Source organism: Halorubrum xinjiangense, assembly GCF_900102375.1.
GTDB lineage: Archaea > Halobacteriota > Halobacteria > Halobacteriales > Haloferacaceae > Halorubrum > Halorubrum xinjiangense.
The window spans coordinates 170,816-183,509 of record NZ_FNBO01000002.1 but is presented as its reverse complement, the minus strand read 5'-3'; the positions used below and the strand labels follow the sequence as shown (position 1 = coordinate 183,509).

The following is a 12,694-nucleotide window of genomic DNA, read 5'->3' as shown; positions in this document are numbered from 1 at the left end:
CGTCGACGCGGGAACGGCGGCGCTCAGAAGACGACCGGTGCGCCGTCGACGACGTCCACGGCGACCCGCTCACCGGTGTCGACGCCGCCCTCTCGCCCCTGAATGACGATCTGAACCGCTTCGGCGTCGAAGTCGGGGTCGATGACGAAGTTTGTCCGGTCGCCCTGGAAGTACCGCTCGGTGACCTCGCCGGTGAAATCGCCGCCCTCAGGGACGAGCGTGAAGTCTTCCGGCCGGACCGAGACGGTCACGTCGCCTCTCGCGCCGTCGACCGGGACGACGAACCCGTCCGGACCGCCGACCCGAACAACGCGGTCGCCGTCCCGGTCGATCACCTCGCCGTCGAACAGGTTGGTGTCGCCGATGAAGTCGGCGACGAACTCGGTGGCCGGGTCGCGGTAGATCTTTTCGGGGGGCCCAATCTGTTCGATCCGGCCCTCGTTCATCACCGCGATGCGGTCGGAGAGCGTCATCGCGACCTCCTGATCGTGGGTGACGTAGAAGAACGAGCCCTGGGTCTGCTCGTGGATCTGTCGGAGTTCGACCTGCATCCGCTTCCGGAGCTTGCGGTCGAGGCTCGACAGCGGTTCGTCGAGCAGGAGGACGGCCGGCTCGTTGACCAGCGCACGCGCCAGCGCGACCCGCTGCTGTTGGCCGCCGGAGAGGTCGGCCGGATCCCGGTCGGCGTACCCCCCGAGGTCGACGAGGTCGAGGTACTCCCGGACCCGCTCGTCCCGCTCGTCGGCGTCGACGCCCGCCTTCTTCAGCCCGTAGCCTACGTTCTCGCCGACGGACATGTGCGGGAACAGCGAGAGGTGCTGGAAGACGAGGTTGGTGTCTCGCGCCTCCGGGGGGAACGACGTCATCTCGCGGCCGTCAATGCGGACCCGGCCCTCGGTCGGGCGTTCGAAGCCGCTGATCATCCGGAGAGTCGTGGTCTTGCCGCAGCCGGACGGGCCGACGAGCGTGAAGAACTCGCCCTGTCGGATGTCGAAGTCGATCCCCTTAACGGCGACTACGTCTCCGAACTCCTTTCGAACGTCGTCAAGCTCGACGAGGGTCCCGTCGTGTGCTGCCATCGCCGAATCATGCGTGACACTCGTTATCAAACTATCGCCGGAAGGGGGTCGCGACGCAAGCAAAATTTATTAGTTTCGAATATACATCACGTTCCATGTCACACAATAACGAGTTAACAGATGACACGGATCGGACGACTGGCGGCCGGCTGCCCGGCTCCCGGAGCGTCAGTCGGCGCGCGTACCTCGCCGGTGCCGGGGCGGCGGCGACGCTGGCGAGCGCCGGCTGTATGGGTGAGGGCGGCGGCGGAACCCCGACGATAAACGTCATCACCTGGAACGACTTCGCACAGGACCCGGTGGTCGAGAGCGTCGAGGAGAACGTCGATGCCACGGTCGAGATAACGTCGTCGACGTCCTCGACGGAGATGTTCCAGCAGATGAACCAGAGCGCGGACTTCGACATCGCGGTCCCGAACAACAACCTCGTTCCGCGGTTCCTCAACGCGGAATTGATAGAACCAGTGGACACCGACACCGTCGGCAACTACGGCGACATCTACCAGAAGTTCAGAGACTTCGTCGGTCAGCAGTTCACGCAGGACGGCAACGCGTACGGCGTTCCGATCCGGTGGGGGTGGTACGGATACGCGTACGACACCCGCGAGGTACCCGATCACGAGCCCAGCTACAACATCATGTTCGAGGACGACTACGTCGACACCGACCTCGACGGGGAAGTGATCATGTACGACGAGGCCGCCAAGACGATGCCGGTGGCGGCGCTGTACCTCGCCGAAGAAGAGGACGATCCGTCCTACAGGGAAGCGCTCACCGAGAACGACCGCATGACGTTCACCGAAGATCAGATCCAGAGCATGCGGGACCTGCTCATCGAGCAGAAGCCCAGCCTCGAGGGATACATCTCCTCGGACACGACCTTCATCCAGCAGTTCCAACAAGGAAACTTCCTCGTCGGTCACTCCGGCCGGAACGAGGTCATTCGGCTCCAGGAAAACCAGGACGCCGACTGGGTCGAGTTCGTCGTTCCACAGGAAGGGGCGATGGCGTGGTACGAGACGGCCGTCGTGTCGCAGGACTCGGACAACCCCGAGGTGGCGTGGGAGGTCGTCAACGAGTACATCGCGCCGACGACCGGCGCCGAGCTGGCCCGCCAGGGGAAGTCGCCGAGCTGTAATCCGAACGTCGCGGACGAACTGGAGGAGAGTGAAGCAGAGTTGTACGGTCGCATCGATCCCGAGCGGTTCGAACAGTTCATTCCGTTCAAGGACATCGACCCCGACGTTCAAGAGCCGTACAACGCCGCCTGGGAGGAGGTCAAAGCGTAGATGGCCGCCCCAGACAGGGACGAAACGCTCCGGGCGGCTCTGGTCAGAGGACTGAGCCGCCGTCGCACCGGCCTTGGAGTGACGGCCGGCCCCGGTGCGATCTGGATCGTTCTGTTGTTGATCGCGCCCCTGGCGTTCATGACGGCCGTCAGCTTCGCGTCAATCGACAGCGTCACCTTCGACATCGTCTGGGAGCCGACCGTGAACAACTACCGCGACCTGGTCGTCGGCGGCACCTCGGAATACTCGCTCGGACCGCTCGTGTACAAGGCGACGGCCTTCGAGAAGGCGGTGTTGTTGTCGTACGCCATCGCGACGGTGGCGACCGTCCTCTGTCTGGTGTTCGCGTTCCCGCTCGCGTATGTCATGGCCCGGCTCGACGACCGGGCGTTCAAGATCGTGATCTACCTCGTGCTCCTCCCGTTTTTCACGATGTACCTGGTTCGGGCGTACTCGTGGCGGCTGATGTTCGGACAGTCGGGCGTGCTCAATCAGGTTCTCGGTGCCGTCGGTATCGGTCCGGTCGCTGCGTTCGAATTCGGTGTCCCGGCGGTGATCGTGGGGTTGACACACGCGTACTTCCCGTACATGTTAATTACGTTGTACGCCAGCTTAGACGGACTGGACTTCTCGTTAATCGAGGCGGCCCGTGACCTGGGCGCGTCGCGGGTCGACGTGATCAGAGACCACATTATCCCGCTCACGTTGCCCGGTATCGTCGGTGGGAGTCTGTTCGTGTTCGTTCCGAGCGTCGGGGCGTTCATCACGCCGCAGATCCTCGGACAGGGGAAAGTCCAGATGATCGGCATCCTCATCGAGCAACGAGCCATCGGGGAGGCGACCAACGCCGCAACCGCGAGCGCGGCGTCGATGGCGGTCGTCTTTTCGATCGTCGTCGCGATGTTCCTCGTGTTCAGGTACGTCGACCTCGACGAACTCGGGGGTGTCTGAGATGGCGACCGAAACCGGCGAGCCGGCCGAGCAGACGAGCCAAGAGTACGCGGGTCGGTTCCGCAACCACCAACGGATCGAGCGGTTGTTGGGAAAGGGACTGTACGCCTTCGCGGCGCTGATGCTGGTCTTCTTGTGGCTGCCGCTGTTGATCATTATCTTCCTCTCGTTCGCTCAGTCTCCCAACCTCCTCCCGTTCGACGGGCTCACCCTCAGCAACTATCAGGGGATCGCGGGGGAGCCGGGGCTGCGCTCGTCAGTCGTTGCCAGCTTCAGCATCGCCACACTTTCCGCGATCGTCGCGACGACCCTCGGCGTGCTGGCGAGTTTTGCGCTCACCCGCTACCGGTTCCCGCTCCGAGAGGTATACCGCACGTTCGGGATCATTCCGATGGTCGTTCCGGGAGTGATCCTCGGCGTCGGGCTCCGCTTCTACTTCCTAACCGTGGGGCTCAATCCGTCGTTCCTCGCGACCGTGCTCACCCACTCGTTGTACGGGCTCCCGTTCGTCCTGCTCATCGTGAGCGCACGCTTGTACACGTTCGACGAGTCTTTAGAGGAGGCGGCTCGGGACCTCGGCGCAGATCCCCTGACGACGTTTCGCGACATCACCTTCCCGGTGATCGCGCCGGCGGTAGGCGCCGGCTTCCTGTTCGCGTGGGTTCGCTCCTTCGAGGACTACATCCGGGCGTTGTTCGTCAGCGGCATCAACACCGACCCGTTGACACAGTGGATGTTCGGCAAGATCACGAAGGCGTCGGCGGAGAACCTGAACGTCCTGAACGCCGTATCGACGCTCGTTGTCCTCGCCATCGCCGTCGGCCTCGCGATCGCGATGAACTACGGGAACGTGACCGGCTACGTCGCCGGGACGAACGCGGACGACGACGAGTAGCGTCCCGGCCTACTCCGCGTCCGGCTGTTGGCCGTAGCTTTCGAACCGCTCCTCGACGGTCGCCATCTGCTCGTCGGTGAGGACGTGCGGCTCGCCGACGGCGGATGCGCGCAGGTAGAGCCGGCAGATGTCCTCGACGTGGTGGGTGTTCTCGACCGCCGTCTCGATATCTGGGCCGGTCACCACCAGCCCGTGGTTCGCTAAGATTGCGGCGTCGGAGCCCGCCTCGGCCATCGCGGCGACGACGTTCGCGGCCAGCTCCTCGGTGCCGTACGGCGCGTAGTCGGTCAGCGGCACCTCGCGGCCCACGGCGGCGATCATGTAGTGGATCGGGGGCAGCCGCTGGTGGAGCGTCGCCATCGTCGTCGCCCACGGCGAGTGGGTGTGGACGATCGCGCCCGGCCGGTCGTGCTGATAAATGCCTGTGTGCATCGGCACCTCGCTCGACGGCGCCATCCGCCCGGCCAGCCGCTCGCCCTCCAGGGAGACCACGGGCACGTCGGCGGCGTCGAAGGAGTCGTAGGGGACGCCGGTGGGCGTGACCGCCACCGCGTCGCCGTCGCGGACGCTCAGGTTCCCGGTCCGGCCGGGCGTCAGGTCCGCGAGCGCCGGCGCGTACTCGACGACCGCCTCGCGCGCCTCGCGCAGGCGGTCGGGGTTCGCGCCCGAGTCGGGCTCGCCCGCAGAGCCGGGACCGCCTCCGGATCCGGGGCCGCCTCCGGAGCCGTCTCGGGTCACGCCGCCACCTCCGTCAGGTCGGCGAAGGCGTCGAGCCAATGGTCAGGGCGTGCCTCGGAGAGGTCCGCATCGGCGGGCGCGTCGCCGTCGGCGACGAACAGCGCGGAGTCGAGCCCGACCGCGTTCGCGCCGGCCACGTCCGTCTCGACGTTGTCGCCGACGGCCAGCGCCTCGCTCGGCCGGCGGTCGAGCTCGGCGAGCGCGGTCGCGAACGGGAGCGCGCTCGGCTTCTCGCGGCCCACCTCCTCGGAGGTGACGAGGAGGTCGATCCGGTCGTCGACCCCGAGGCGCACGAGCTTCCGCAGCTGGACCCGCGTCGTGAGGTTCGTCACGACCGCGACGTCGACTCCCGCCGCGTCGAGGGCATCGAAGACCGCCTCGACGCCGTCACAGAGCGACATCGCCGCGAGGAAACCGTTCCAGTAGGCGTCGCCGGCCGCCAGCGCGCCCGCGACGTCGGGCTCGCCCGCCTGTCGGTAGAGCCCGCGCTTGAAGTAGACGTGTCGCGAGTGAGAGGCGGCGGTCCCGCCGGTCTCGCGCTTCGTCTCTCGTCGGCCGGTCGCGTACAGCTCGTCGAACGCCGCGCGGTCCAGCTCGTACCCCCGCTCGCGGAGGGCGTCGAGCGCGGCCCGCTTGCCCGCTTCGTTACACGGGGCGTACGGGTACAGCGTGTTGTCGAGGTCGAAAAGCACTGCCTCGTAGCTCATGTCCGTACTCCGCCGGGCGGCGACTTAAGCGTGGTTCGACGCGGCGGCGGCGGGCGAGGTGAATCCGCTCGTCGGCCTCCTACTGCTCGTTCATCGCCTCGCTGGCGATGTTGCGGCCGCGGGAGTTGAGCGCGACCTCGCGGCGGATACGCACCTCCTCGACCACTTCGAGGTCGACCAGCCGCTCGAACGTCTCCTCGACGTCGTCGACGTCCATCCCGAGGAACGAAGGGATCTCGAACGGCGAGACGCCGGAGTACAGCGCCATCAGCACCTCTCGGTCGCGGCTGGAGAGGTCGACGTTCGTCGAACTGCGCTGTTCCCCCTTCCGGAGCCACGACTCCACGAACCGCATCCGGCTCGGGTCGCCCGCGACGTGCGTCTCGATGCTCGTCCCCTCGTCGTCGGTGTGCGACACCTCGATGACGGGCTTCTTGTCGCCGTTGACCGTGCGCTTCGCGGCGTCGAGCCCGCTGATGTCGTCGAGGTCGAACTTCACGAAGGCGCCGCGCTCCAGGGCGGCGTTGAGCCCGTTCTCGTCTATCTTCACGCGGGCCTGCTCCCACTCGGTGTCCGTGACGACGCCCCCCTCGATGGCGGGGTGTTTCACCATCACGGTCTTCTGGTCGAGCAGCGCGCGGTAGACGTCGCGCTCGAACGGCTCGTGGTCCTTGGCGGCGACGAGCAGCACCTGCTCGCCGAGGTCGAAGCTCACGTAGTTAGAGACGCGCGCGACCGACTGGTTCGCGTCGTGCCGGCCGCCGAGCCGCTCCAGCTTCGACAGCGGGACGGTCCGTTTCCCGTCGTTGCCCGCGAGTATCAGCCGGCGGTTCGAGAGAAGGACGCGTCCCGGCGTCCACGAGACGTCGCTCACCTTCCGGCCCTCGCGGACCGCGACCGCGAACTTCGCTTGCGTGTCGGTGATCTTGTACTCGTCGCCCTGTTGCGCCATTTACGGACCCCCCGCGCGGAGCTTCGAGACGGCCGAGAACACGCGCTTTCTGACGGCCTGACTGTCGTCGTCCGCGTACTCCTCGAGGCGGTTGAGCGTCTCCTGCCCGCCGATCTGTCCGAGGACGAACACCGCCTTCGCGCGGGCGTCCTCCGGGTGTTCGGGACCCAGCTTGTCGAGGAGGCGGTCCTCGACGACCGGCCCGCCGAGGCTCTTGAGGCTCGTGGCCGCGAACTGCGCCGTCTGCGGGTCGTCGTCCGCGAGCGCGTCCGCGAGCGCCTCCACCGCCAGCGACGCGTCCGGGTCCGCCACCCGACCGAGGATCCACGCCGCGTTCCGCCGCTGGCGAGACTGCTGGCCGTCGGTGAGGATCTCGACGAGCGGCTCGACGACGGTCGCGTCGTCGGCCGCCTTCAGCTCCGAGACCACCCGGTCGCGGACCGCGTGGCTCTGCTGTGTCGGCACGTTCGAGAGCAGCTCGATCACCGAGTACACCGCGGCGTTGCGCACGACCGCGCTCTCGTCGCCGAGCGCCCGCGCGAGCGGCTCGACCGGCTCCGGGGTGCTCGCCTTCCCGAGCGCACCGGCCGCGATCCGGCGGATCGACTCGTCGCCGTCGTCGAGCAGGTCGAGCAGCGGCGACAGCGCCTGGTCCGTGCCGATCGTCCCCAGCGCGTTCGCGGCGGCGCGCCGCACCCGCGGCTCCTCGTCGTCGAGCCGCTCGCGCAGACCGGGGACCGCCCGGGCGTCCGCGAACGTCCCGCAGGCCTGCGCCGCGCGGAGCCGGACGCGGGGGTCGTCGTCGTCGAGCGCGCCGACGAGCGCCTGGAGGCCACTCGCGTCGTCGAGGCGCCCGAGGGCGTTCGCCGCCGCCATCCGGAGCTCCGGCCGGTCGGCCTTCAGCGCCCGTGCGAACTTGCGGGCGGTGACCCACTCGGCCTCCGAGTCGCCGCCGCCGCCCGTGAGCTCCTTGAGGAGCTGCTGGAGCGCCGCCTCGCCGATCTCGTCGAGCGCGTCGACCGCCGCGCCCCGGACCTCGGGGTCGTCGTCGGTCGTCGCGGCGCGGAGCAGCCCGTCGACCGTCGGCTGGTCGCCCTCCTCGCCGATCTCGCCGAGGAACTCCGCAGCACGCTTCCGGACGGCCGCGCTGTCGCTGCCGAGCGCGTCCCGGAGGCGCTCCGCGTTCCCGTCCCGGGCGTGCTGGTACAGCGACATCAGCGCCTCCCGAACACCCGCCGTCGCTTGTCGAGCGGTTCGTAGCGGTCGGTCCGGTCCGGGGGGACGCTTTCGGTCATCCCCAACACCAGAACGCCATCGTCGGCGAGCGACGCCTCCAGCGTGTCGAAGAGGGCCGCCTTGTGGTCGACGTCGATGTAGATGAGCAGGTTCCGGCACAACACCACGTCGAAGGGGTCGCGGGCGCCGTCGCGGATCAGGTCGTGCGTCTCGAAGCTCACGAGCCGGCGGGGGGCCGCCCGGACGCGAAACGTGTCCCCGTCGCGCTCGACGTAGCGGTCCGGGTCGGAGAGCGGCTCCAGCTCCTCGGCGATGTCGGTCGTCCGCGTCGTGTGATAGACCCCGTCGCGGGCGCTGTCGAGCGCCTCCTCGCTGATGTCGGAGCCGAGCACCTCGACGCGCGACTCGTCTATCTCGGGGTCGTCGCAGGCCAGCATCGCGACCGAGTACGGCTCGCGGCCGTCAGCCGAGGGGGCCGACCAGACGCGGACGCGCCGCTGGTCCGCGGTCCGCTCGCGTAACACCCCGCGGAGGACGTCCCACATCTCCGGGTTGCGGAAGAACTCGGTCACGTTGATCGTGAGCGCGTCCATCAGCGCCTGCCGCTCGTCGGCGTCCTCGCGGAGGATGCGCTCGTACTCGGCGTGCGACTCGGTGTCGCGCCGGCGCATCCGCGCCGTGATTCGGCGGTCCAGGTACGACTCGTTGTAGTATCCCGGCTCGAACGGCACCGTGTCGTCGATCTGCCGGAGGACGCCTTCGAACGCCGTCTCGCCGTCGTCCGCCGACCCGCTCATAGGCTCACCACGTCGAGCACGGCCACGACGTCCCCGTCGCCGAGGACGGCCGTGCCGCTGAGGCCGGGCGTTCCAGAGAGCGGCCCGTCGAGCGGTTTGACGACGACTTCCTCCTGGTCTAACACCGCGTCGCAGTGGAGCGCGACCTGCCGCGTCTCCTCGCGGATCCGGACGAGCATTCCGTCGTCGGTCGGCTCCTCGCCGGACTCCCCGGGCGCCGCGGGGTCCGCCGGGACGAACCCGTCGTCGCCCGGCTCGTCAACCGCGACCCCGCCGTCGGCGGCGGGCGTCTCGTCGGCGGCCGCCTGGGCCGCCGAGGCCTCGGCCGCGGTCGAGCCCATCTCGCCGAGGCGGTCGTTCAGCCGGATGACCGGGTAGAGGTCGTCCTCGTGTCTGACAACCTCGTCGCCGTGGACCTCCTCGACGCCGTCGGCGCGGGCGACCTCCGCGATCGACTTGATCGGGATCCCGTACTCCGTGCCGCCGACGTCGACGAACATTACCTTCACGATGGCGACGGTGACGGGGAGCCGGAAGCGGACCGTGGTCCCCTCGCCGGGGTCGCTCTCGACGGAGACGGAGCCGTCGAGGTCGCGCGCGGTCGTCCGGACCACGTCCATCCCGACGCCGCGGCCGGAGACATCCGTGACCTCCTCCGCGGTGGAGAAGCCGGGGTGGAAGACGAGGTCGTACACCTCGTCGTCCTCCATCGCCTCGACCGCCTCGCGGCTCTTGACGTCCTCGTCGACCGCCTTCTCGCGGAGCTGGTCGGGGTCGAGCCCGCCGCCGTCGTCGGAGACCTCGATGATCACGTGGTCGCGCTCGCGCTCGGCCGTGAGCTCCACGTGGCCGGTCGGGTCCTTGCCGGCCGCCTCGCGCTCCGCGGGCGACTCGATCCCGTGGTCGACCGCGTTCCGCAGGACGTGCACGAGCGGGTCGCGCATCTCCGTGAGGATCGTCCGGTCTAACTCGACGTCGTCGCCTTGGATCTCGAAATCGATCCGCTTGTCGAGGTCGCGCGAGATGTCGCGGACGAGCCGCGGGAACGAGTCGGACACCTGCGAGAACGGGATGAGCCGCATGTCCATCGCCGTGTCCTGCAGGCTGGAGGCGAGCTTGTCGAGCTCGTCTAAGGCGTCGGACTCCGCGTCCGTCCCCTCTATCTCGCGGCGGAGCTTGATCCGGCTCGTTACCAACTGCTCGACGAGCCCGTACAGCTCGTCGACCTGGTCGACGTCGACGCGGATCGACTTGATCTCGTCGCCGGACTTGGAGTCGGAATCCGACCCGGAACCGTCCGACTGCGACCCGGAGTCGTCAGACGGAGAGCCGGCGTCGTCGCTCCCGTCGTTGACCTGCTCGGTCTCGCCGCCGCTCTCCTCGTCCCCGCCCTCCTCAGCGGGATCCTCCGCGGCTTCCGAATCGGCGTCGACCCGATCGGCGTCCGCGGCTTCCGAATCGGCGTCGACCCGATCGGCGTCCGCGGCTTCCGATTCTGCGGTCGTGTCGCCGTCGCCCGCACCGTCGCCGACCGCGACGGCGGTGACCGCCTCGACCTGCGTGAGCGCCCGGAGTCCCTCGGCGACGACCTCGGGATCGGCGCCGCCGACGAAGGCGTCGAACCCCTCGTCGTACTCGCCGTCCTCTAACGCCTCCGGCGCGGGGTCGGTCGCGTGCCCGTCGAACTGCTCGTCGATGGCCTGGAGGACGAGCGCCGCGTCGACGCCCGGCATCTGGGCGTCACCGATCGTCACGTCGGCGTACGCGACCGGCTCGGGGAGGTCGGCAGCGGCCGCCGGCGGTTCCGGCACCGAGACGTCCGGGGCGTCCTCGTCCGCGCCGTCTTCGGCGTCGGTTTCGCCGTCTGCGTCGTCGCCTTCGGCCTCGTCGACCGCATCCTCGGCGTCGGCCTCGTCCGCGTCGCCCTCGCCGGCGCCGTCGCTTCCGTCATCGTCGCCGTCCCCGCCGCCGACGGTGCCGCGTTCCTCCATCTCCCGCAGCCGCGACTCGAGGCCGGAGGGGTCCGTCGACACGTCTCCGGTCTCGGCTATCTCGTCGACCATCGCCTCGACCGTGTCGACCCCCTCGAAGAGGAGGTCCATCAGCTCGGGCGTCACCTCGCGGTCGCCCTGCCGGACCGCGTCCAGCAGGTCTTCGAGCGCGTGCCCGAAGTCGGAGACGTCCTCGTACCCCATCGCCGCGGCGTTCCCCTTCAGGGTGTGGGCGACGCGGAACACGTCGTCCATCGCCTCGGTGTCCTCGGGGTCGGCCTCGAGGGCGAGCAGGGCATTGTTCAGGTCCGTGATCCCGTCTTCGGCCTCGGCGACGAACGCCGCGCGGTGGGAGTCCATCAGGCCTCACCCCCCACGATCGCGCCGGCGACGTCGTCGAGGTCGTACACCGCGTCGACCCCGCCCGTCTCGACCGCGCGCTTCGGCATCCCGTAGATCACGCAGGTGTCCTCGCTCTGCGCCAGCGTGCGCGCCCCGGCGTCGGCCATCGCGCGGATCCCCTCCGCGGCGTCGGATCCCATCCCGGTCAACACGACGCCGACGAGCGGGTCGTCGATCACCTCGGCCGCCGAGCGCATCGTCACGTCGGCCGCCGGGGTGACGGTGTGGGAGTCGTCGTCCTCGTCGAGTTTGACCCGGAGCCGCCCCGAGCGGTAGCTGTCAATCAGCGTGTGGCTGCCGCCGCGGGCGACGAGCGCCTCGCCGGCCCCGATCCGCGCCCCGTCGCTGGCCTCGCGCACGTCGTACGCCGAGGCGGCGTCGAGCCGGTTCGCGAACCGCGAGGTGAACGCCTCCGGCATGTGCTGGACGATCACCACGCGACAGTCCGCCATCGGCAGCGCCGACAGCACGCGCTCGACCGCGTTCGGCCCGCCGGTCGACGCCGCGATCACCACGGTCAGCGGCTCGTCGACGTCGGCCGCGTCCGCGTCGGCCCCGGCGTCGGGCGAGCGCGCCGCCGCGGCGCTCGGGTCGTCGCGCTCGCGGGTCGCGGCGTCGAGGTCGGCGCCCGCGACCGAGCGCACCGCCTCGACGAGCCGGTCGGACTCCCGCGAGACGCCGGTCGACACCTCGCCGCCGGGCTTCGCGAAGAAGTCGACCGCCCCGCGGTCGAGCGCCTCGAAGGTGACCTCCGCGCCCTCGTCGGTGTGCGCGGACAGCATCAACACCGGCGTCGGCGTCTCCTCCATCAGCCGCTCGACGGCTTCGAGCCCGCCCATTCCGGGCATCTCGACGTCCATCGTCACGACGTCGGGGCGCGTCTCGGCGACCACCGAGAGCGCCTCCTCCCCGTCCCCCGCCTCGCCGACGACCGCGACCCCGGCGTCGCTCAAGAGGTCGCTTATCAGTCCCCGCATGAACGGGGAGTCGTCGACGACCACCACCCGCGGCGACCCGTCCCGACCGCCGCGCCGATCCGTCGTCCTGCTCATGTTCCAGAGCGCGCCCAGAATCAGCATAAATCCACGGACCCAGTAATCACCCCTGATAATTCAGGGGACACGATTATCTGTCGGTTCGCCACACCTACGGCCATGGCAGCAACAGAGGCGGCCGCCGAACCGACCAAGGTGCTCGAGTTCGGGCTGGGCGACGGGACGTACTGTCTGGACATCGGCGTCATCGACGAGATCGTCGACGCGGGCGAGCTCACGCGCATCCCTAACTCGCCGGACCACGTCGAGGGCGTGATGGACCTCCGCGGTCGGACGACGACGATCGTCGACCCGAAGACGCTGTTCGACATCGACGAGGACGGCCCGCGCGAGCGGATCGTCGTCTTCGACGACGAGGAGATCGACGAGGGCGGGACCGTCGGCTGGATGGTCGACGAGGTGTTCCAGGTCCGCGACGTCTCGCCCGAGGACGTCGATCAGAGCACCACCGTCGAGGACGAGGGCGTCCGTGGGATCGTCAAGTCCGACGACCGGTTCGTCGTGTGGGTCTCGCCCGACGTCGACGACGCGCTCGCCGCCGACCTCGACGACGTCGAGACCGCGGAGTAGCCGGACCGAGTCGACCGGCCGGCGGGCGGACG

The 12,694-nt window shown here is 69.0% G+C and carries 12 protein-coding genes; 4 read left to right on the top strand and 8 right to left on the bottom strand.

From position 1 onward, the window contains the following. Positions 1–23: 23 nt before the first annotated feature. Complete coding sequence (locus F3H13_RS03760; protein WP_149797722.1) at positions 24–1,079, bottom strand: ABC transporter ATP-binding protein; 1,056 nt, start codon at positions 1,077–1,079, stop codon at positions 24–26. 95 nt (positions 1,080–1,174) lie between these two features. On the opposite strand from F3H13_RS03760, the gene F3H13_RS03755 reads away from it, so the two are divergent. From F3H13_RS03755 to F3H13_RS03745, 3 genes are all read left to right on the top strand, one after another. Then, positions 1,175–2,368 carry an ABC transporter substrate-binding protein gene (locus F3H13_RS03755; protein WP_149797721.1) on the top strand — a complete coding sequence of 398 codons (1,194 nt, stop codon included), beginning with the start codon at positions 1,175–1,177 and terminating at the stop codon, positions 2,366–2,368. Between the two features lie 138 nt (positions 2,369–2,506). Beyond that, positions 2,507–3,319: an ABC transporter permease gene (locus F3H13_RS03750; protein WP_223174368.1), complete on the top strand. Its 813-nt coding sequence runs from the start codon at positions 2,507–2,509 to the stop codon at positions 3,317–3,319. Position 3,320: 1 nt separating this feature from the next. Beyond that, positions 3,321–4,214: an ABC transporter permease gene (locus F3H13_RS03745; protein ID WP_149797719.1), complete on the top strand. Its 894-nt coding sequence runs from the start codon at positions 3,321–3,323 to the stop codon at positions 4,212–4,214. A 9-nt stretch (positions 4,215–4,223) separates the two neighbouring features. Here the strand turns inward: F3H13_RS03745 and F3H13_RS03740 are convergent, their stop codons facing one another. The 7 genes from F3H13_RS03740 to cheB form a co-directional block, all read right to left on the bottom strand. Next, complete coding sequence (locus F3H13_RS03740) at positions 4,224–4,952, bottom strand: class II aldolase/adducin family protein (RefSeq protein WP_394349062.1); 729 nt, start codon at positions 4,950–4,952, stop codon at positions 4,224–4,226. Further along, on the bottom strand, positions 4,949–5,659 hold the full coding sequence (locus F3H13_RS03735; protein ID WP_149797718.1) for an HAD family hydrolase: 711 nt from the start codon (positions 5,657–5,659) through the stop codon (positions 4,949–4,951). The genes F3H13_RS03740 and F3H13_RS03735 overlap by 4 nt, the downstream gene beginning before the upstream one ends. 79 nt (positions 5,660–5,738) lie before the next feature. Next, positions 5,739–6,611 carry a CheF family chemotaxis protein gene (locus F3H13_RS03730; protein WP_149797717.1) on the bottom strand — a complete coding sequence of 291 codons (873 nt, stop codon included), beginning with the start codon at positions 6,609–6,611 and terminating at the stop codon, positions 5,739–5,741. Beyond that, positions 6,612–7,826 carry a HEAT repeat domain-containing protein gene (locus tag F3H13_RS03725; protein WP_149797716.1) on the bottom strand — a complete coding sequence of 405 codons (1,215 nt, stop codon included), beginning with the start codon at positions 7,824–7,826 and terminating at the stop codon, positions 6,612–6,614. Further along, the gene (locus tag F3H13_RS03720; RefSeq protein ID WP_149797715.1) at positions 7,826–8,644 is read right to left on the bottom strand and encodes a CheR family methyltransferase; all 819 of its coding nucleotides are present in this window, start codon (positions 8,642–8,644) and stop codon (positions 7,826–7,828) included. Before F3H13_RS03720 ends, F3H13_RS03725 begins: the two co-directional genes overlap by 1 nt. Further along, the gene (locus tag F3H13_RS03715) at positions 8,641–10,995 is read right to left on the bottom strand and encodes a chemotaxis protein CheA (protein ID WP_149797714.1); all 2,355 of its coding nucleotides are present in this window, start codon (positions 10,993–10,995) and stop codon (positions 8,641–8,643) included. The genes F3H13_RS03720 and F3H13_RS03715 overlap by 4 nt, the downstream gene beginning before the upstream one ends. After that, entirely contained in the window at positions 10,995–12,089 is a 1,095-nt protein-coding gene (gene cheB, locus F3H13_RS03710) for a chemotaxis-specific protein-glutamate methyltransferase CheB (protein WP_188127987.1), read from the bottom strand. Before cheB ends, F3H13_RS03715 begins: the two co-directional genes overlap by 1 nt. A 102-nt stretch (positions 12,090–12,191) precedes the next feature. Here cheB and F3H13_RS03705 point away from each other — a divergent pair, with 102 nt between their 5' ends. Further along, on the top strand, positions 12,192–12,662 hold the full coding sequence (locus F3H13_RS03705) for a chemotaxis protein CheW (RefSeq protein ID WP_149797712.1): 471 nt from the start codon (positions 12,192–12,194) through the stop codon (positions 12,660–12,662). The last annotated feature ends 32 nt before the right edge of the window (positions 12,663–12,694 follow it).

Excerpts from the sequence above, each read along its gene's own strand:
- F3H13_RS03725 (WP_149797716.1), bottom strand. The coding sequence starts at position 7,826 with ATGTCGCTGTACCAGCACGCCCGGGACGGGAACGCGGAGCGCCTCCGG.
- F3H13_RS03730 (WP_149797717.1), bottom strand. The coding sequence starts at position 6,611 with ATGGCGCAACAGGGCGACGAGTACAAGATCACCGACACGCAAGCGAAG.
- F3H13_RS03715 (WP_149797714.1), bottom strand. The coding sequence starts at position 10,995 with ATGGACTCCCACCGCGCGGCGTTCGTCGCCGAGGCCGAAGACGGGATC.
- F3H13_RS03745 (WP_149797719.1), top strand. The coding sequence starts at position 3,321 with ATGGCGACCGAAACCGGCGAGCCGGCCGAGCAGACGAGCCAAGAGTAC.
- F3H13_RS03750 (WP_223174368.1), top strand. The coding sequence starts at position 2,507 with ATGACGGCCGTCAGCTTCGCGTCAATCGACAGCGTCACCTTCGACATC.
- F3H13_RS03760 (WP_149797722.1), bottom strand. The coding sequence starts at position 1,079 with ATGGCAGCACACGACGGGACCCTCGTCGAGCTTGACGACGTTCGAAAG.
- F3H13_RS03705 (WP_149797712.1), top strand. The coding sequence starts at position 12,192 with ATGGCAGCAACAGAGGCGGCCGCCGAACCGACCAAGGTGCTCGAGTTC.
- cheB (WP_188127987.1), bottom strand. The coding sequence starts at position 12,089 with ATGAGCAGGACGACGGATCGGCGCGGCGGTCGGGACGGGTCGCCGCGG.
- F3H13_RS03720 (WP_149797715.1), bottom strand. The coding sequence starts at position 8,644 with ATGAGCGGGTCGGCGGACGACGGCGAGACGGCGTTCGAAGGCGTCCTC.
- F3H13_RS03735 (WP_149797718.1), bottom strand. The coding sequence starts at position 5,659 with ATGAGCTACGAGGCAGTGCTTTTCGACCTCGACAACACGCTGTACCCG.
- F3H13_RS03755 (WP_149797721.1), top strand. The coding sequence starts at position 1,175 with ATGTCACACAATAACGAGTTAACAGATGACACGGATCGGACGACTGGC.